The organism is Psychromonas algarum (assembly GCF_004376845.1).
In the GTDB taxonomy this organism is placed as follows: domain Bacteria; phylum Pseudomonadota; class Gammaproteobacteria; order Enterobacterales; family Psychromonadaceae; genus Psychromonas.
Window position 1 is genome coordinate 180,822 of the sequence record NZ_SNUW01000002.1, and the last position, 18,438, is coordinate 199,259.

At 34.6% G+C, this 18,438-nt stretch carries 17 protein-coding genes; 10 read left to right on the plus strand and 7 right to left on the minus strand.

From position 1 onward, the window contains the following. Positions 1-42: 42 nt before the first annotated feature. Both E2R68_RS00840 and E2R68_RS00845 read right to left on the minus strand, forming a co-directional pair. The gene (locus tag E2R68_RS00840; protein WP_134275611.1) at positions 43-816 is read right to left on the minus strand and encodes a glycosyltransferase family 2 protein; all 774 of its coding nucleotides are present in this window, start codon (positions 814-816) and stop codon (positions 43-45) included. Further along, positions 816-1,865: a UDP-N-acetylglucosamine 2-epimerase gene (locus E2R68_RS00845; RefSeq protein WP_134275612.1), complete on the minus strand. Its 1,050-nt coding sequence runs from the start codon at positions 1,863-1,865 to the stop codon at positions 816-818. Before E2R68_RS00845 ends, E2R68_RS00840 begins: the two co-directional genes overlap by 1 nt. A 233-nt stretch (positions 1,866-2,098) precedes the next feature. Here E2R68_RS00845 and waaA point away from each other — a divergent pair, with 233 nt between their 5' ends. Next, positions 2,099-3,364 carry a lipid IV(A) 3-deoxy-D-manno-octulosonic acid transferase gene (gene waaA, locus E2R68_RS00850; RefSeq protein WP_134275613.1) on the plus strand — a complete coding sequence of 422 codons (1,266 nt, stop codon included), beginning with the start codon at positions 2,099-2,101 and terminating at the stop codon, positions 3,362-3,364. On the opposite strand, the gene E2R68_RS00855 is transcribed toward waaA, so the two are convergent. Beyond that, positions 3,352-4,071, minus strand: a complete 720-nt coding sequence (locus tag E2R68_RS00855; RefSeq protein WP_134275614.1) for a 3-deoxy-D-manno-octulosonic acid kinase — start codon at positions 4,069-4,071, stop codon at positions 3,352-3,354. The two genes, waaA and E2R68_RS00855, sit on opposite strands and share 13 nt — an antisense overlap. 67 nt (positions 4,072-4,138) lie before the next feature. Between E2R68_RS00855 and E2R68_RS00860 the strand changes: the two genes are divergently transcribed. Further along, on the plus strand, positions 4,139-5,185 hold the full coding sequence (locus E2R68_RS00860) for a glycosyltransferase family 9 protein (RefSeq protein WP_134275615.1): 1,047 nt from the start codon (positions 4,139-4,141) through the stop codon (positions 5,183-5,185). Here E2R68_RS00860 and E2R68_RS00865 read toward each other — a convergent pair. The 3 genes from E2R68_RS00865 to pgi all read right to left on the minus strand — a co-directional run bounded on the left by E2R68_RS00865 (position 5,175) and on the right by pgi (position 10,921). Further along, positions 5,175-7,007, minus strand: a complete 1,833-nt coding sequence (locus E2R68_RS00865) for a DUF3413 domain-containing protein (RefSeq protein WP_134275616.1) — start codon at positions 7,005-7,007, stop codon at positions 5,175-5,177. The genes E2R68_RS00860 and E2R68_RS00865 overlap by 11 nt on opposite strands. Positions 7,008-7,033: 26 nt before the next feature. After that, a complete protein-coding gene (locus tag E2R68_RS00870; RefSeq protein WP_134275617.1) occupies positions 7,034-9,028 on the minus strand; it encodes an LTA synthase family protein in 1,995 nt (664 codons plus the stop codon). A 234-nt stretch (positions 9,029-9,262) separates the two neighbouring features. Beyond that, entirely contained in the window at positions 9,263-10,921 is a 1,659-nt protein-coding gene (pgi, locus tag E2R68_RS00875; protein ID WP_134275618.1) for a glucose-6-phosphate isomerase, read from the minus strand. Positions 10,922-11,251: 330 nt separating this feature from the next. Between pgi and ubiE the strand changes: the two genes are divergently transcribed. The 8 genes from ubiE to hemB all read left to right on the plus strand — a co-directional run bounded on the left by ubiE (position 11,252) and on the right by hemB (position 17,752). Then, positions 11,252-12,007 (plus strand): bifunctional demethylmenaquinone methyltransferase/2-methoxy-6-polyprenyl-1,4-benzoquinol methylase UbiE, encoded by a 756-nt coding sequence (ubiE, locus tag E2R68_RS00880; RefSeq protein ID WP_134275619.1) that lies wholly within the window; start codon positions 11,252-11,254, stop codon positions 12,005-12,007. Between the two features lie 20 nt (positions 12,008-12,027). Next, the gene (locus E2R68_RS00885; RefSeq protein WP_134275620.1) at positions 12,028-12,651 is read left to right on the plus strand and encodes a ubiquinone biosynthesis accessory factor UbiJ; all 624 of its coding nucleotides are present in this window, start codon (positions 12,028-12,030) and stop codon (positions 12,649-12,651) included. Further along, positions 12,652-14,292 (plus strand): ubiquinone biosynthesis regulatory protein kinase UbiB, encoded by a 1,641-nt coding sequence (gene ubiB / locus E2R68_RS00890; protein WP_134275621.1) that lies wholly within the window; start codon positions 12,652-12,654, stop codon positions 14,290-14,292. A 99-nt stretch (positions 14,293-14,391) separates the two neighbouring features. Continuing rightward, complete coding sequence (gene tatA, locus E2R68_RS00895; RefSeq protein ID WP_134275622.1) at positions 14,392-14,625, plus strand: Sec-independent protein translocase subunit TatA; 234 nt, start codon at positions 14,392-14,394, stop codon at positions 14,623-14,625. Positions 14,626-14,695: 70 nt separating this feature from the next. Continuing rightward, positions 14,696-15,127, plus strand: coding sequence for a Sec-independent protein translocase protein TatB (gene tatB / locus E2R68_RS00900; RefSeq protein WP_134275623.1), 432 nt, complete (start codon positions 14,696-14,698; stop codon positions 15,125-15,127). Between the two features lie 3 nt (positions 15,128-15,130). Beyond that, the gene (gene tatC, locus E2R68_RS00905) at positions 15,131-15,955 is read left to right on the plus strand and encodes a twin-arginine translocase subunit TatC (protein ID WP_134275624.1); all 825 of its coding nucleotides are present in this window, start codon (positions 15,131-15,133) and stop codon (positions 15,953-15,955) included. Further along, positions 15,948-16,742 (plus strand): TatD family hydrolase, encoded by a 795-nt coding sequence (locus E2R68_RS00910; protein WP_134275625.1) that lies wholly within the window; start codon positions 15,948-15,950, stop codon positions 16,740-16,742. The genes tatC and E2R68_RS00910 overlap by 8 nt, the downstream gene beginning before the upstream one ends. After that, complete coding sequence (gene hemB, locus E2R68_RS00915) at positions 16,739-17,752, plus strand: porphobilinogen synthase (RefSeq protein ID WP_445177071.1); 1,014 nt, start codon at positions 16,739-16,741, stop codon at positions 17,750-17,752. Before E2R68_RS00910 ends, hemB begins: the two co-directional genes overlap by 4 nt. A gap of 167 nt (positions 17,753-17,919) precedes the next feature. On the opposite strand, the gene E2R68_RS00920 is transcribed toward hemB, so the two are convergent. Beyond that, positions 17,920-18,396: an NYN domain-containing protein gene (locus tag E2R68_RS00920; RefSeq protein ID WP_134275627.1), complete on the minus strand. Its 477-nt coding sequence runs from the start codon at positions 18,394-18,396 to the stop codon at positions 17,920-17,922. Positions 18,397-18,438 lie beyond the last annotated feature (42 nt).

Consider the following 18,438-nt stretch of genomic DNA (forward strand, 5'->3'; position numbering starts at 1 on the left):
CAATCGTAATGAACCTCTAAATAATAGAGGTTCAAGCAAAACCTAAGCTCTGTTATTCTCCAAAAGCCATAAACCAGCATACTTATTAAAATTACCATGAGCGTAACGCATTGCAACTAGAAACCCAATGCTGCCATCTAATATCCCAAGTCTTAATATATAAATGTGGAAAAAGACCCACATAGACCGTAGTAGAGCGAGAAATAAGCCATGTGACTTTTTCCCTTTTCTATAATATTTTTGAGAGCCTAACCAAGCGTATTGAGCTGATTTATCTAAACCATGTTTAAAGTCTCGATGAGTATAATGTAATAACACCCCTTTCAACTTACCTATTTTATTTCCTTTCGGGATAACTTTTTCATGTACTTCATCAAGAGAAAAGGCAGCTCCTTCTCGCTTAAATAAACGTAATACAGCACGAGCACTTCGCCCATATTTTAACGTTTTTCCATGTATGGTAACTCCCCAAGGTAACTTATACGCATCATTGCCAATTGTTGCCTGTGTTAACAAAGCTAATAACTCTGACTGCATTTTTTCATCTAATGCTTCATCGGCATCAATTGATAAAACCCAGTCACAAGTTGCACGTTCTAGTGCTCTTTGTTTTTGTTTTCCAAAACCAGGCCAATCAGTAATATGAACATGCTCAGTATACTCTTTACAAATAGCGACAGTATCATCTGTTGAGCCGCTATCGAAAACAATTATCTCATCAGCGATATTTTTAACTGATTCTAAACAACGAGTAATTCTATCTGCTTCATTTTTAGTGATCACTATGACGGATAAACTATGCTTTTTTAGACTCATTATATTTTCCAATATTTTAGTTTTTTACGTAACTTAAGTTGGCGAATAATATTCAACGGTTTTTTCTTTAGCTGCTCAATACCATTTACTTTAAGCTCTTCGCATGCATTAATAATTCGCTCACTTGATTTTCCATCGATATAAGGATGAGTTTGTGAGCAATAATCATCTACTTTATTCAATAACTCACTTGGATTAGTTAATGCAAATTTAACCTGCTCTTCTATATCATCCGCATTATCAACATGTAAAAAGCTCTCATTTCTCGTTTTATTCTTATAAGCAATAACAATTTTTTTCTGTAATAAGAACATAGTCATGATAGACGATGTATCACATAACATAAGATCAGCTGCTTGCAATAGTGGGATCACATTATCTGTTTCCACAAAGCTTAAATTTTTATTTTGAATTGCTTTATAAGCATTAACTATCTCAAGAGGCATTTTAGGATGAAACTGTACTAACCAACGATAATCTGATGACTCGCTTAATTTTTTAATAGTTGGTAGTAACTCTTTTGCATACGACGTTTCTTCTGAAAAAGTAGAGCAAACTAAAATAGTTGGGCGTTCATCACCATTAATATGGTAAGGGTTATTGTTAGTCGGGATAAAAAGTGGATCAAGCATTGCCCACCCAGTTTCTTTGATGGTAAATGTTTTATATTGTTCAGATAATTGGGTGAAACGCTCTGTTGTATTTGGCCCTTGTGTACAATACATATCAAAACATTGACGGATCTTAAAATGAGCATCATTACCGCGTTTTCCTGAATTAAATCCATGAAATAGCCCCACTTTAATACCTGGAATAAAATCAGGAACAATATTTCCAGGCACTAAAACAAAATCAGGCTCCCAAGCTTTTACAGCATCGATATTAGCTAATGACTTTTCAGTAAAATCAAGATAATGACTAGAAACTTCCTTCCCCTCTAAAAACCATCTAACTTCGTCACCTCGTTTAAGGATTTCAGCTTGCAGAGGTCGCAACATGGCATAAGCATAATTTTGAGAAATATAAAGTAAGTATTTATGAGAGGCCATGAACAGAATATCCACTATTGATAACTTAAAGAATTAATTATTATATAGTGTAATGCTGATATTGCACTATCTTAACTAACAGTTTTTAAAGTAAAAAACTCTACTTATAGGCAACTCCTTTGAATTTAAATCGAGGGTGTTTAAGTTGTAATATTAAAGCTTTAAAGAGAACGTGGTAATATTAAACGACACATATATGATGCATAATTTTATTTAAATACTTAGGAATAACAATGATTCTTCGATGGCTTTACAGTTTATTACTTTTAATTGTTGCTCCTTTTTTTATTTATTCCCTATATAAATCAAAACCCAATAAACCTAAATTTGGGAAGCGTTGGAAAGAGCACTTCGGTTTTACACCTACATTAGATAATCCAAGTAAATATGTAGTTTGGTTTCATACGGTTTCAGTAGGAGAAACAATTGCAGCTACACCACTTATTCGAGCATATCACCACAGTCACCCTGAACACACAATAGTAATAACGACGACCACCAGCACAGGTGCAGAACAAGCGGCTAAACTCTCCAATATTGCTCAGCACCGCTATATGCCTGTTGACTTTTCTTTTGCCATCAAACGTTTTATTCGCACTATCAAACCACAAAAGATATTTATAATGGAAACAGAACTATGGCCAAATACATTAGCAGTAGCAGCTCAAAATAATGTAGAAATCACTATTCTCAATGCAAGATTATCTGCACGCTCATGCTTACGCTATAAAAAATTTCAACGTATCTTTAATTTACTATCTCAAAATATCCAGCAAGTTTTATGTCAAACAAAAGATGATGCAGAGCGTTTTCTTTCGCTTGGGCTAAATGACCAAAAAGTAAAAATAACAGGTTCTTTAAAGTTTGATATTAACATTAGTTCTGAGGTTATCTCTGCCGGATTAAGTTTAAGGAAAGAAATTGCTAAAGATAGACCCGTATGGATCGTAGCAAGTACACATTTAGGCGAAGATGAAATTGTATTAGAGGCGCACAAATCATTATTAAAAGAGATACCTAAATTAGTATTAATCATTGTACCAAGGCACCCAGAGCGTTTCGAACAGGTATATCAACTTAGCCAACAACAAGGTTTTAAAAGTGTGCGTAAAACCAGTAAGCAGCCGGTAAATCAAGATATACAAGTATTTATTGGCGATACCATGGGAGAGATGTTGATGTTAATAGGCGCAGCTGACATTTGTTTTATGGCAGGTAGTTTAGTTGGAGAGAAAGTTGGTGGGCATAATTTATTAGAGCCAGCCGCATTAGCTAAACCCTGTTTAACAGGTCCAAGTTATTACAATTTCAAACAAATAACAGAGCAACTTATTGCTGCCAATGGATGTACTATTTGTAATAATAGCGATGAGATTTACCAGGCAGTTAAAAAATTAATTAACGATCCTAACTTACAAAAACAATCAGGAACGGCTGCACTTAGCATTGTGAATGAGAATAAAGGTTCATTGCAGAAAACCTTAAGCTATTTATTGTGATTGATATTATTATAACCAGCCATTAAAAGTAGCCAGTCAGCTTCAGACCAGTGTATATCTCTTTTTTTAAGCTCTTTGCGAAAGGAGCGTAATAAGCGTTGCAGGTTATTACCTTTCCAGTTATCACCAACTTGTTGGTAGCACTTATCAAAATCGATGATCCATACTTTTCCATGGCTATCCAATAAAATATTATGGATGTTTAAATCAGTATGATTAACTTGAGCTTGATGCAGTTTTTTAACCTCCTGCCCAATATGAAAATACTCAGGTTGTGATAGTTCTCGTATTTGTAAAATATCAACAAGATCAGTTGCATTAGGGATTTTTTCCGAAAGTAGGTCTGCTTGGTAAAATAAGCCATTACGCTGTACTTTCGCAGCAATAGGAGCTGGAACATTTACTCCTTTTTTTTGTAAATGCGCTAATAAATGAAACTCTGCAATACTACGTGTATTTTGATAACCGGTAAAAAGATAGGTATCTGAAATTAATTTCCCAAATAACCCTCCTCGACGATAATGACGCAGTGCAGCTTGTAGTTTATCTAGTTGAATAAACCAAGTTGTTCCCCGGCCTTGTGCTGAGCCTATAATGCTATTTTTTTGTTGCCAATAATGTACAGAAAAAGAATTCTCCGCCTCTACACCTAATAAATCATCATCATAAATAATATAAACTTTATTTTTCTGTGAAACCTTAACCATAAATACTTATCTCGAGTTTGATTGATTATTGTATACTTTAGAAAATTGACTAACGAATCATACTATTATGCCTTTATTTACAACAGCACCAAAATCTATTTGTATTCTACGTTTATCTGCAATTGGTGACGTTTGCCATGCTGTGGCAGTCATTCAGGCAATTCAAAAACAGTGGCCAAGCACTAAAATAACTTGGATCATGGGAAAAATAGAAGCTCAATTATTTCATGACTTACCCGGCGTGGAAGTGATTGTTTTTGATAAAAAAACTGGATTTTCAGGTATGAAAGCTATCTGGAAACAATTAAAAACCCAACGTTTTGATGCGTTATTACACATGCAATTAGCACTACGAGCTAGTGCACTAACATTAGGTATTAAAGCCAAGTACAAAGTAGGTTTTAATAGCAAGCGCGCTAAAGAAGGTCAGTGGTTATTTACCAATAAAAAAATCCCAGACACTGCATCTCAGCATGTGTTAGATAGCTTTTTTGAATTTGCTTATTTTTTAGGTATAAAGCAAACATCCCCTACATGGAATATTCCATTAGCTGATTCTGACATTCAATTTGCTCAACAAATACGTCATGAAAACAAGCCTTTATTTGTCATTTCTCCTGCAGCGAGCAAAGACGAACGAAATTGGTTAAATGAACGTTATGCAGCCGTTGCAGATTATGCGATAGCTCAAGGATTCCAGGTTGTTTTATGTGGGTCACCTGCTCCACGAGAAATCAAACTAGGTAATGACATCATTGCACTAACAAAAGGCAAGGTGACTAACTTAATTGGAAAAACCTCATTAAAACAACTAACTGCCGTCATTAAACAAGCTCAATTAGTACTTGCTCCTGATTCAGGTCCCGCTCACATTGCTACTACTCAAGGAGTTCCCGTCATCGGGTTATACGGCCATAGCAATCCTAATAGAACTCGCCCTTACCTTAGTAAAGAAACGGTTATTAGCGTTTATGAAAAACACGTACAGGAACAACATCAAAAACCATTAAAAGAACTACCATGGAGCGCAAGAGCAAAAGGTGACCATATTATGGCCGATATCGAAATAAACCAAGTCACCGATGCTTTTAAAAAATTAACGACTAATCAATAAAATGCTTCATATTTTTTAATGCTTCTTGTAAATATAGATAATTCATTTTCAACGTATCATCTGGGCGATTTGATTTATCAAGTAATTGATATTGCCCAAATTCATCTACCTCCAATATCGACTTACCATCTAATAATGCATAACCATTATAGCTAGATGAAAGCACCCACTCACGTGGTTTAGTGTTATGTAAAAAATCAATCCCTAAAGAATAATCAGTTAATGGAGAGTCAACACCTAAATAGTTATTTAATAATGTCGGGGCGATATCTTCATGACTTGTCATCATTTGGGGTAGCTCAAGTGGTTTGTGCTCAGGCGTTATAATAATAAACGGAACCTTCACTTGTGCATCAGTAAAGTTACCATTATGCCCCCAAAAATTTAATTTATTATCATTAAGTTCCTGAGCATGATCTCCAGTAATAACAAAAATAGTATTATCAAAATCATCTGCTTTCTCAAATGCTTTAAATATATTTTCTATTAATGAATCGGTGTAATGCACACTGTTTTTATAACGGTTCATTAATGGTGTTGGATCATAATTATTATTCAAAGCTAAATAATCGACTGATTTTGCCATTGGAGAAAACATTTCTGGATAATCAGAGGGGAAATCATACCCATGAGGAGAATCATAAAATAAGAATGAAAATATCGGTTTATTAACATCTCTTTTAGCATACCAAGTTAACCAATCTTGAGTTAGATCCTGATCACGAGATGATGGAGATGAACCATCAGAGCCCATACGTAAATTAGGTATATCTCTAAATACCGTTTGGCTAAACTCTGGTTTAGCTAAACTAGCAGAAGCAAAAATCCCCATTTGATAACCCAAAGATTGTAAACGTTGAACTAATATTGGAGATTGTTGATTTGCAAAAAATGAATGCCAATAAGTACTAGGCATGCCATAAAACAGACCAAAAATACCTGCTCGAGTTGCATTACCTGTAGAGCGATGCTCATTTAATACCGTACCTTGTTTTGCATAGTGCCAAATATTAGGGGTATTTTCTTTATTAAACGTATCAAAACGCCATGAATCGATAACAATAAAAATAATATTATATAGATGCTCAGGTTGGTGAACTTGAAGAGGAGCAAGTGGATAATTTAAATCACCTTTGGTTTTAACTTTACGATCATTTTCAGCAGAAAGTGCAGCTATATCTACCCAACCACGCTTTTCCATAAATGTATTTGCAGTAGCGGGATGAAATAAAGGAAGGTAACGTTTAACCATAGTAACAGGTTGGTAAGCATTTGCGGCAGCCCAAATATGAATAGCATTAGAAGCTAACAATGTAATAAATAATAACCCCATGAATTTTTTAACAATAGGTCTTTTCTTTACATTTTTATTATTTAATAAGCGCGAAATTAAGAAATATTCTAATACCACTAATAAAACAAACCCAGCAAACACTAATAATTCATTCATTAATGAAAAATCAACTACTTGACCGGATAAAACCAACTCAACAACAACTTGATTAATATGAAAACGGTACTGAGCAAAAACAAAGGTATCAACAATAAGCAATAAAATACCAAGAGCAGCAATTAAACTTGTCAGTAATATATAAGTTCTTTTAGAAAGAAAAGCGATGGGTAGAACCAGCAAACCAATCAATAGTGATAATAAAGCCATTTGACTAATCACACTAAAAACAATAAAAGCCATCCCTAAAAAATCTGTGGGCAATGCTGGCATATAACTAAAAAAACGCCCTGAAATAACAATAGCAAATAAGCTATTGATCATCACAAAACAAATAAAGGGGCGAAGAATTGTTAATATTTTATTTTTCATTGTTAACCTATTTTTCTAAAAAACAATCAATCAAAACCTTTAATTGATTTATTAATATACAACGTTTTAAGTTCATTATATTCAATAGCACTAGGGGTCACCTTACTTGCATCACTTATTGCAGGTAAGAAGTTATTACTATTTTTAGCCCAAGGCATTAATTTATCTGGCATGGATTTTAAGTGTGCACCATCACTATTAAAAACACCTTCAGGAGAGTATCCCCAATAATTAACACTCTCATCAGGAGACAGTATATTTTCCCCTCCTAATGAACTGTATTGACTATCAGACAGGCTAAAATTAAATAATGTTGGAAATACATCCTTATGAGATCCAACCCTTAAAGGCTGATAACTATGTTCAACATGCGACAATATCGCATCAGGAATATAAAGGTAAAATGGCACCTGCGAAGCACTTACCATTTGTGTTTCTGAGTTCATTTTCATCGACCTAATTCGATGATCTCCAGTTGCAACAATCAATGTTTTTTCTCCCAGAGGAGAATGTTTAATATCGCTTATAAACTGCCCTAAAACATCTGAAGAATAACGGTATGTTTGTAACATATTATGTAACTTATCCCCCTCTATTTTAGCAAGAGACTTAATTTCATTGGAAATCTCAATTTTTTGTTCAGGAGTTGTATTAGGTAATCGATGAGGAGAATGATTTGTCACTGTCATCATAAGCACCACTGTTGGCTGAGTAGATTCTTTTAATATTTTTTCAGTAAACTTAAATAAATATTCATCTGCAAGTCCCCATTCTCCTTTAGAGTTTTTTGCTTCAGGATATTCATTCATAATACTATTTTCATCGTATATTTCATCAAAACCTTGATACGGAAAATAATTATATATATTACGCCACATCGCATTCCCACCATACAGAAAAACGGTGCGATATCCGGCTTTTTTATAGACCAACATTGGCGCTTCAGGAATCGTTACTCTTTGCGCCTCAGAAGCTGCAATAGTCGGATCATTACTATTTGCTAACATATCCACTAGCGTATCAATCGTTGCGTAAGTCTGGGCATAAAAACGCTCAAAAACAAAATCGTTAACAAAATGAGGTTGTAATTCCCCTAACATTTGTTCATTTTCACCATCAAACTTTAATACAGAAGTCCCCATAGACTCCATCATTGCAATGACAATATTAGGTGGGTTTTTAGCTAAAAAATCATTTTTAGGCGTACTTTTTAGTAAATTATCAACACCTAATACTTGTTGCATTTTATGCAAATAGTCAGCTTCTTTTATTGTATGGAATTTTCCTTGGTGAGTATAATCATTTGCAGCCCAGTCTATTAACATCAATGCATTCGGAGTTACTTTATTAAAAACAACATAATCAGATACGTTAGCATGGTAGCGTTTTAGCGGGAGAGTACCCATGCTGCCACGGGCAAATAAAAATATAAGAATTAAAAAAATAAAGGTCACAGCAACATTAAAGCTTAAATTATTAAACCTTGAATATTTAGATAACGGTTTTTTAAGCTGTTTTTTTTGTAAGATTTTATTAATTAAGAAAACAATATAACTAACAAATAATGTTAAAAGCAATGATTTAATAACAGGGTAATCATTCCACATACTGAATAAAATGGCAGCAGTGTCATCATCTTTTAGGCCAAAGATAAAAACATCAATACTGGTAGAATAGGTTTGATAATAAAAGTAATTTCCGATGGAACATAACACTAATAAACAATGAATTATGGTGGCGTAAATAATAAAGAAAGATAAAAAATGTTTAAATGCTTTTTCAAAACTTGCGGTTAATAAACCAATAATAATTGGTAATGAAAAAGCGATAGCAGCAACTTTTATATCAAAACGTCCACCTAAGAAAAAAACATGTAACAAATCTTTTTTATAAACAGAAAGTTGCGTTGTATCCACCGCGCTAATTAATAAAACTAATCGCGCCACAGCTAATATAAATAATGCAATGAAGATGTTAATAAAGATTAATTTAATCAAACGAATAAGGTTTGAACGATACATAAATGCCCTTATATAGAAAAACCAATATTATAAATTAACAATGACTCTTTATGGCGGTGAGAACATGTAAACTGCTTAATATAACTAATGATGTAAAACAAGGATAGTTCCAAGAGCTCGTATAATAATGATTTATCGAGACTGAGTAAATGAAAAGTAAATGACACATTAACTCATGCAGCATGAGTTAATGATTTAAATAGGAAAATAGATATTTAAATATAGAGTTTTCAGTTAAAGCGACTTCCATGCTTTCCAAGTATTAATTAAGCCATTAGTTGAACTATCGTGATTATCAATAACACCTTGACTTTCTAGCTCTGGCAAAATTTGTCCAGCAAGTTGCTTACCTAACTCAACACCCCATTGGTCAAAACTAAATACATTCCAAATGACTCCCTGAGTAAATATCTTTTGCTCATACATAGCAACAAGTTGACCCAGTGTTGTTGGTGTAATTTTTTTAACCAAGATAGAATTTGTAGGTTTATTACCAGAAAACACTTTAAAAGGAACTAACTGAGCAACTTCTTCAGCTGATTTACCTGCCGCCGTAAACTCTGCTTCTACTTGTTCTTTACTTTTCCCAAAAGCTAATGCTTCTGTTTGCGCAAAGAAATTAGATAACAATTTACTATGATGGTCACCAACAGGATTATGGCTAACAGCTGGCGCAATAAAGTCACAAGGGATCAGTTTAGTACCTTGATGGATTAGCTGATAAAACGCATGCTGCCCATTTGTACCTGACTCTCCCCAAATAATCGGCCCTGTTTGGTAATTAATTGGTTCACCATTACGATCCACACTCTTACCATTAGATTCCATATTACCTTGCTGAAAATAAGCAGGAAAACGATGCATGTATTGGTCATAAGGCAAAATAGCTTCCGACTCAGCACCATAAAAGTTGTTATACCAAATGCCGATAACCGCCAATAAAACAGGAATATTATTTTCAAACTCTGTTGTGGCAAAGTGCTGATCCATTTCATGAGCACCAGTTAAGAAAGCTTCAAAATTGTCATAACCAATCGTTAATGCAATGGATAAACCGATTGCAGAACAAATAGAATAACGTCCTCCAACCCAATCCCAAAACTCAAACATATTGTCAGTATCAATACCAAACTCAGCAACTGATTTAGCATTCGTTGATAGCGCAACAAAATGCTTAGCAATTTGCTTTTCATCTTGTGCAAAATTTAAAAACCAATCTCGAGCACTATGCGCATTAGTCATGGTTTCTTGTGTTGTAAAGGTTTTAGATGCGATTAAAAATAATGTTGTTTCTGGATCGACAGTCGTTAAAGTTTCAACAATATGTGTTGCATCAACATTAGAAACAAAATGAGAATGGATGCCATCAACTTTATAGGCCTGTAATGCTTCAGTTACCATATAAGGGCCTAAATCAGATCCACCGATACCGATATTAACCACATCTGTAATTCGTTTTCCGGTATAACCTAACCACTCTCCAGAATGTACTTTATGGCAGAAAGCTTCCATTTTAGCTAAAACAGCATTGATTTGAGGCATAACATCAACACCATCAACCATAACAGGTGTATTACTGCGATTGCGTAATGCACTATGTAACACAGCTCGATTTTCAGTTGTATTAATAAAATCACCAGAAAATTGTGCTTTTATTGCCGAATTCAAATCAACTTCTTTAGCAAGCTTAAGTAGGTTGGATAAAATTTCTTCTGTAATTAAATTCTTAGAGAAATCGACTAATAATTGGTCATTAAATTGACGAGAAAAGTGCTGAAAACGTTGTTTGTCTTTTGCAAACAAGGCAGACATATCCATATCAGCATTATTATCAAATAAACCTTGTAGAGTAGACCAAGCGCTCGTTTGTGTTGGGTTGATGTTTTTCAGCATTATAATTTCCAAATCCATGGTATTAAAGTCTTTAAACACTCATAACGTAACAAACTAATGCTTCGAGGCATAATAGTAATCAATGAGTTTAATGACAGCGTTTACAAATAAAGTTATAAAACTATACAGACAATACATCAATACAAATTTGATATTGAATAAGAATATTGCTAGACACGCCTATTTTTATCACTTAAATAAAAAAATAAAGTACCTGAACGGGAAGCAATAATAAAGTTCCAACTCTTGTAGAAAAATTGGTATCATGCAACACAATTAATCTACAAATAATATTAGCCTGAATACTATTTAGAATACAAAGAGATAACTATGCAAGACAACCCAGAGAACACCACTCATTTTGGTTTTAAAACCGTTGAAGAAAATAAAAAAGCGGAATTAGTTGCAGATGTATTCCACTCTGTTGCTGCAAAATACGACATCATGAATGATGTGTTATCAATGGGCATTCATCGTATTTGGAAACGTTTTACCATTGATTGCTCTGGTGTTAGACAAGGTCAAAAAGTATTAGATTTAGCAGGTGGCACCGGTGATTTAACCGCTAAATTTTCTCGAATTGTAGGTTCTAAAGGCGAAGTGGTTTTAGCGGATATCAATGACTCAATGCTTAAAGTCGGTCGCGGGAAATTACGCGATATGGGGATTGAAGGAAATGTCAGTTATGTACAAGCTAATGCTGAAGAGTTACCTTTTCCAGATAATCACTTCGATTTAATCACCATTGCTTTTGGTTTACGTAATGTCACTGATAAAGATAAAGCATTAGCCTCTATTTATCGTGTATTAAAACCAGGCGGTCGTTTATTAGTCTTAGAGTTTTCTAAACCAATTTATACACCAGTACAAAAATTTTATGACTTTTATTCATTTAATATTTTACCTAAGCTGGGTAAATTAATTGCCAATGATAGTGAAAGTTACCAATATCTTGCGGAAAGTATCCGCATGCATCCTAACCAAGATTTATTAAAAGAAATGATGAATAATGTTGGTTTTGAAGGAACTGAGTATTTTAATTTAAGTGCCGGCATTGTGGCACTACATCGTGGTTATAAATACTAACCCTATTAGCGAGACTCAATATGCCATTACAGCAATTACTTTGCGGTTTATTAGAAACAGGTGTTAATCAATTACATCAGTTAGATAGTAGTGCCGTAAAAAAACGTAAACAACTGGATGGCACTATCATTGGCGCCAGTCTAAAAGAACTTAATATTCCGTTATATTTTGTCATATCAGAGCAACAAATCGATATATTAACTAATTTTGAAGGCGATCCAGATTGCTATATTCGAGTTAGCTTTAGCGCTTTAAATAAACTTCAAGACAATCATCAACTCACCACGTTAATAAAGACAGGAGAGTTAGAGGTTGAAGGTGATATTCAATTAGTACAGCAGTTTGCTGAATTACTCACTAATATGGATATAGATTGGGAAGAGCATCTTTCACATAAAGTGGGTGATGTTATTGCTCATAAATTTTGTTATCACGCAAAAAAATTGCATCAAGGTACATTAAAGCAGCTTAAAAAAGTAGAAAAACAAAGTGCTTTATATATCACTGAAGAAATTAAATTAGCACCCAGTGGTTTAGAAGTTGCTTATTTTTCAGAGCAAGTAAAAATGCTAGCAAGTGAAACCGATAACTTAATACATAAACTAGATAAACACTTAAACGCTAATGAATTAGCGGGAAAATAAATGATAAAAATTAAAGAATTAACTCGTTTATATCAAATTAATAAAACCTTTATTGAATACGGTTTGATCGAGCTGATTCCGAAAGCCCAAATACCTAAAACTTATTGGATAATGCGACTTTGTTTATTTTGGTTGCGCAACCAACATAAAGAAATAAGTTTGCCAGAGCGGCTTCGACTTAGTTTACAATCATTAGGTCCTATCTATATAAAATTAGGGCAAATGCTGTCTACTCGCCGCGACTTATTACCTTCTATTTATGCAGATCAATTAGCACATCTACAAGATAATGTGCCCGCTTTTTGTGGCGATTTAGCAATTCAACAAATTGAGAAATCCTTCCAACGGCCAGTGCATGAAATTTTTGATAATTTTGATAAAACCGCTCTCGCCTCAGCTTCTATTGCTCAAGTACATACCGCTACGTTAAAAGAAGATGGCAGAGAAGTAGTTATTAAAGTAACTCGACCTGGTATCAAAAAAACGATTGCAGCAGATATTCAGTTAATGAAATGGCTAGCAGCGTTAATGCAACGCTTTGTAAAAGAGGCAAAACGTTTACGCCCGGTTGAAGTGATCAGAGAATATGAAAAAACTATTATTGATGAATTAGATTTAATGCGCGAAGGGGCTAACGCCATTCAATTACGTCGTAACTTTTTAAACTCTAAAGTCTTATATGTCCCTGAAATTTATTCTGATTATTGTACTCAAAATGCATTAGTCATGGAGCGCATTTATGGTATCCCTGTCTCCGATATTGATGCATTAAAAGCGCAAAAAACCAACCTAAAACTACTTGCAGAACGTGGTGTTGAAGCCTTTTTCACTCAAGTTTTTAGAGATAGCTTCTTCCATGCAGATATGCATCCAGGCAACGTATTTGTCTCTTACGAACACCCAGAAGATCCTCTTTGGATTGGTATAGACTGTGGCATCGTAGGTACTTTAACCAATGAAGATAAACGCTATTTAGCAGAAAACTTTTTAGCCTTCTTCAATAGGGACTATAGACAAGTTGCACAGTTACACATTGATTCAGGCTGGGTACCAGCAGAAACACCAGCAGAAGAATTTGAATTTGCTATTCGTGCTGTATGCGAGCCTATTTTTGAAAAACCATTGTCAGAGATTTCTTTTGCACAAGTTTTAATTAATTTATTTAACACAGCTCGACGTTTTGATATGCAAGTGCAGCCGCAATTAGTCTTGTTACAAAAAACCTTATTATATATTGAAGGCTTAGGGCGTCAGTTATATCCGCAATTAGACTTATGGGATACTGCAAAACCATTTTTAGAAAACTGGATGCGAGAACAGGTTAGCCCAAAAACATTAATAAATAAATTAAAATTAAAAGCCCCCTTCTGGTTAGAAAAATTACCTGATATCCCTGAATTGGTTTATCACAATTTAGCGCAAACCAAACAAGTTCAACAGCAACAGCAATTATTAATGCAACGCTTTAATGAACAGCAACAAAAAAATAATAAAAGCCAAGTAATAACTGCTTTAGCAATCACATTCAGCATTATTGCAGCTTTATTCTATTTACAGTCTAATGGTAGGTTTAGCTTGTATTTTGGTATCCCGGCAGTAATATCTTGGATATTTGCTTGGCGCTTTAGCAATAAACCTTAATATACAAACAGCAGATAAAAATGTTTGTAGATAGAGCACATTAAATTAATTCATTTAGATTATTATTAACCACATTATTTATACAATAGGAAATATATTATGGGCGGTATCGGAATTTGGCAGTTACTTATTATTGCAGTGATTGTTATTGTTTTATTTGGCACTAAAAAATTGCGCGGTATTGGTGATGATTTAGGTGGCGCAATTAAAGGTTTCAAAAAAGCACTTAAAGAAGAAGAAACTCCTTCAGCTGAATTAGAAAAAAAATCAGAGGCTAGCTTTAAAACAGAACAAAAAGAAACTGAAGCAGAAAAAAGCCATAAAAAAGACTAAATAATTATTTTATATAGGCAATAAATATCTGTGATAAAACATAACTGGCTAGGAAAAGGCGTATTAATTAATGTTTGATATTGGCTTTTGGGAGATCATGTTGATCTCTGTAATTGGACTCGTGGTCTTAGGTCCACAGCGTTTACCGATCGCTATTCGTAGTGTCGTAAAATGGATAAATGCAGCCAAAAGTATGATTAATTCAGTTAAAAGTGAAATATCACAAGAGCTTGAATTACATGAAATGAATGAAAACATGATCAAAGCAAGCAAGAAGGGAGTTGATGCTTTAGATCCGGGCTTACAAGCATCGATCGATGAAATGAAAAATAGTGTTAATGAACTTACTCGCCCTTATCAAAAAAGTACCGTTGATTTAATGGCAACTCCAGCAAAGAATAAAAATACAGCTCAAGATTTAGATGAAAATACGTCTGAATTAACTGAACCAAAAACAACGGTTGAATCACCAACACCACCAGTAACTCCGCAGGGAAAGTAATTAATGAGTGAGCAAACATCAGAGCAGACTCAACATAGCTTGCCATTAATCACCCACCTTTTAGAGCTACGAGATCGTATTCTAAAAGTAGTTATCATTGTGCTTCTTTTATTTTTTAGCTTAGTTTATTTCGCTAATGATATTTACCACTACCTTGCTATTCCTCTCACTAGTCAACTACCTGCTGGCTCAAGCATGATTGCAACTGGTGTAGCGACTCCCTTTTTTACACCTATTAAATTAACTATTGTATTATCTGTCTTCATCGCAATTCCTGCGATATTACATCAAGTGTGGGCTTTTATTGCTCCAGGATTATACAAACATGAACGTAAACTCATTGCTCCTTTAGTATTTACTAGTGCTTTGCTTTTTTACTGTGGAATGGCATTTGCTTATTATGTGGTATTTCCACTGGCTTTCTCTTTCTTCACAAGCACAGCACCTGAAGGAGTCACGATAGCAACAGATATTAGTAGTTATTTAGACTTTGTTTTAAAACTATTTTTTGCATTTGGGTTAGCCTTTGAAATTCCAGTGGCAACCTTAGTATTATGTTGGACAGGAGCAACGACTCCAGCTGCATTAAAAGAAAAACGCCCTTACATTATTGTTGCAGCCTTTGTTTTTGGTATGTTATTAACTCCACCTGATATTATTTCACAAACGCTATTAGCAGTGCCTATGTTGATTTTATTTGAACTAGGTTTATTATTTTCGCGTTTTTATGTCAAAGATACACCGCTTGATAGAGACACTGAAAATACAATTCATAAAGAATCAGCCAACACAGAACAAACAGCGAGTGAGTCAAAACCACATGATTGATATTGGCGTTAACTTAACCAATTGTCGTTTCGATAAAGATCTGGAAAAGGTAATTCACAACGCACAACAAGCAGGTGTAAAACAACTGATTGTTACGGGTACGAACTTATCTGAAAGTGAACAAGCACTTACTTTGGCTAAAACCTATCCTAATTTTATTTATTGTACTGCAGGTGTTCACCCACACGATGCCAGCACATTAACTGATAAGCATTTAATACGATTAAAAGCACTCGCTCAGCAACCACAAGTCAAAGCAATTGGTGAATGCGGGTTAGATTTTAATCGTAATTTTTCAACTCCTATAGAACAAGAAAAAGCGTTTACTCAACAACTTGAATTAGCAGTAGAGTGTCAGTTACCTGTATTTTTACATGAACGTGACGCCAACCAGCGTTTTATCGAACTCCTAACTCCTTATATAAAACAATTGCCTAATGCTGTTTTACATTGCTTTACAGGTACACAAGAAGAGTTAGAACGCTGTTTAGCGCTTGATTTGCATATTGGGATTACAGGTTGGATTTGTGATGAGCGTCGAGGTCAACATCTGCTTGATCTAGTTAAAATCATCCCACAGAATCGTTTAATGATTGAAACTGACAGCCCTTATTTATTACCACGTTCAATGCACCCAAAACCTAAATCAAGTCGTAATGAACCCAAATATTTACCTTTCATAGCTCAAACAATTGCTGATGCACGAGAGCAGGACTTACAAGAATTTACACTCGCAACAGAAAAAACAAGCCAACTATTTTTTAATTTAACACAGGAATCATCATGACTCTTTCTCAAACCTTTCCTGCTCGTCGTTTACGCCGTTTACGTAAACACGATTTTTCACGCCGCTTAGTACAAGAAAACCACCTTACAGTAGATGATTTAATTTATCCTATGTTTGTTATTGAAGGTGAAAATCGTCGTGAAGCAATTCCGTCAATGCCGGGAATTGAACGCTTATCATTAGACTTACTTGCCATTGAAGTAAAAGAATTAGCCGCGTTAGGTATTCCTGCTGTTGCACTGTTTCCGGTCACACCAAGCGACATTAAAACAGAAATGGCTGAAGAAGCTTATAACGAGAATGGTTTAGCACAACGTGCAGTTATGTTAATTAAAAAAACATGTCCAGAATTAGGCGTGATCACAGATGTTGCATTAGATCCTTTCACTACACACGGACAAGATGGAATTATAGATCATGAAGGATATGTTCTGAATGACATCACCACAGAGATTTTAGTAAAGCAGGCTCTTTCTCATGCACAAGCAGGTGCTGATATTGTTGCCCCATCAGATATGATGGATGGCCGTATTGGAGCCATTCGTGATGCTTTAGAAAATGCGGGTTTTATTAACACTCAAATAATGGCTTACAGCGCTAAATACGCTTCTAATTATTATGGCCCTTTTCGTGATGCAGTAGGCAGCGCAGGTAATTTAAAAGGGGCAAATAAAGCAACTTATCAGATGGACCCGGCGAACAGCGATGAAGCTATTCACGAAGTTGCGCTTGATATTCAAGAAGGTGCGGATATGGTTATGGTCAAGCCTGGCATGCCTTATTTAGATATCGTACGTCGCGTAAAATCAGAATTAAAAGTTCCTACTTTTGCTTATCAAGTAAGTGGTGAATATGCGATGCATAAAGCAGCCATTGACAATGGGTGGTTAAAAGAAAGAGAGTGTGTTTTAGAGTCACTATTGTGCTTTAAACGCGCAGGTGCCAACGGCATTTTAACTTACTTTGCTAAACAAGTAGCCCAATGGTTAAAAGAAGATAAAAACAATTAATAGCAATCACAATAAATAGTTTATCTATTTTACTGGTTAAAACAGTTCACTTCTTTGATGTAAATTTCGTAAAGAAAACTGTCATTTAAATCAAAAAGAAGAAACAGAGCATTGTTTCTTCTTTTTCAATAATATTATTCAATATATTGGGGTAGCAAATAAGGTTATTAAGGTAATAACAAATCAGAATCTATTGGATTAAAAACAGTACAAGCATCAATTAATGCTTTAGCCGTTAATTTGGGCACTCCATAAGCCTCTGTTGTTACCAAAAAGCGCTGCTTGACCTTATTTAATAAAATTGCAAAATCCCCATCACCTGTTAATAAAATCACCGTATCAACCTCTGCAGCCGTTTCCATGACGTCGATAGTCAGACCAACATCCCAATCCCCTTTTGCAGAGCCATCACTACGTTGAATATAAGGTTTTAGTTTTACTTCAAAACCAATATGCTTTAACACCTCTTGGAATTTCTGTTGCTGGTTATCTCCGCGATCTATTGCATAGGCATAAGCACATACAATTTCACCCTGTTGAGATATTTTTTTCCACAATTTACGATAATTAAATTGTTTGCCATAAGCTTGACGAGAAGTGTAATAAATGTTTTGAACATCAGCAAAGATAGCAATTTTTTTCATTTGAGAGCATAGCCTCATCATCAGATGATTATAAGAAAATAT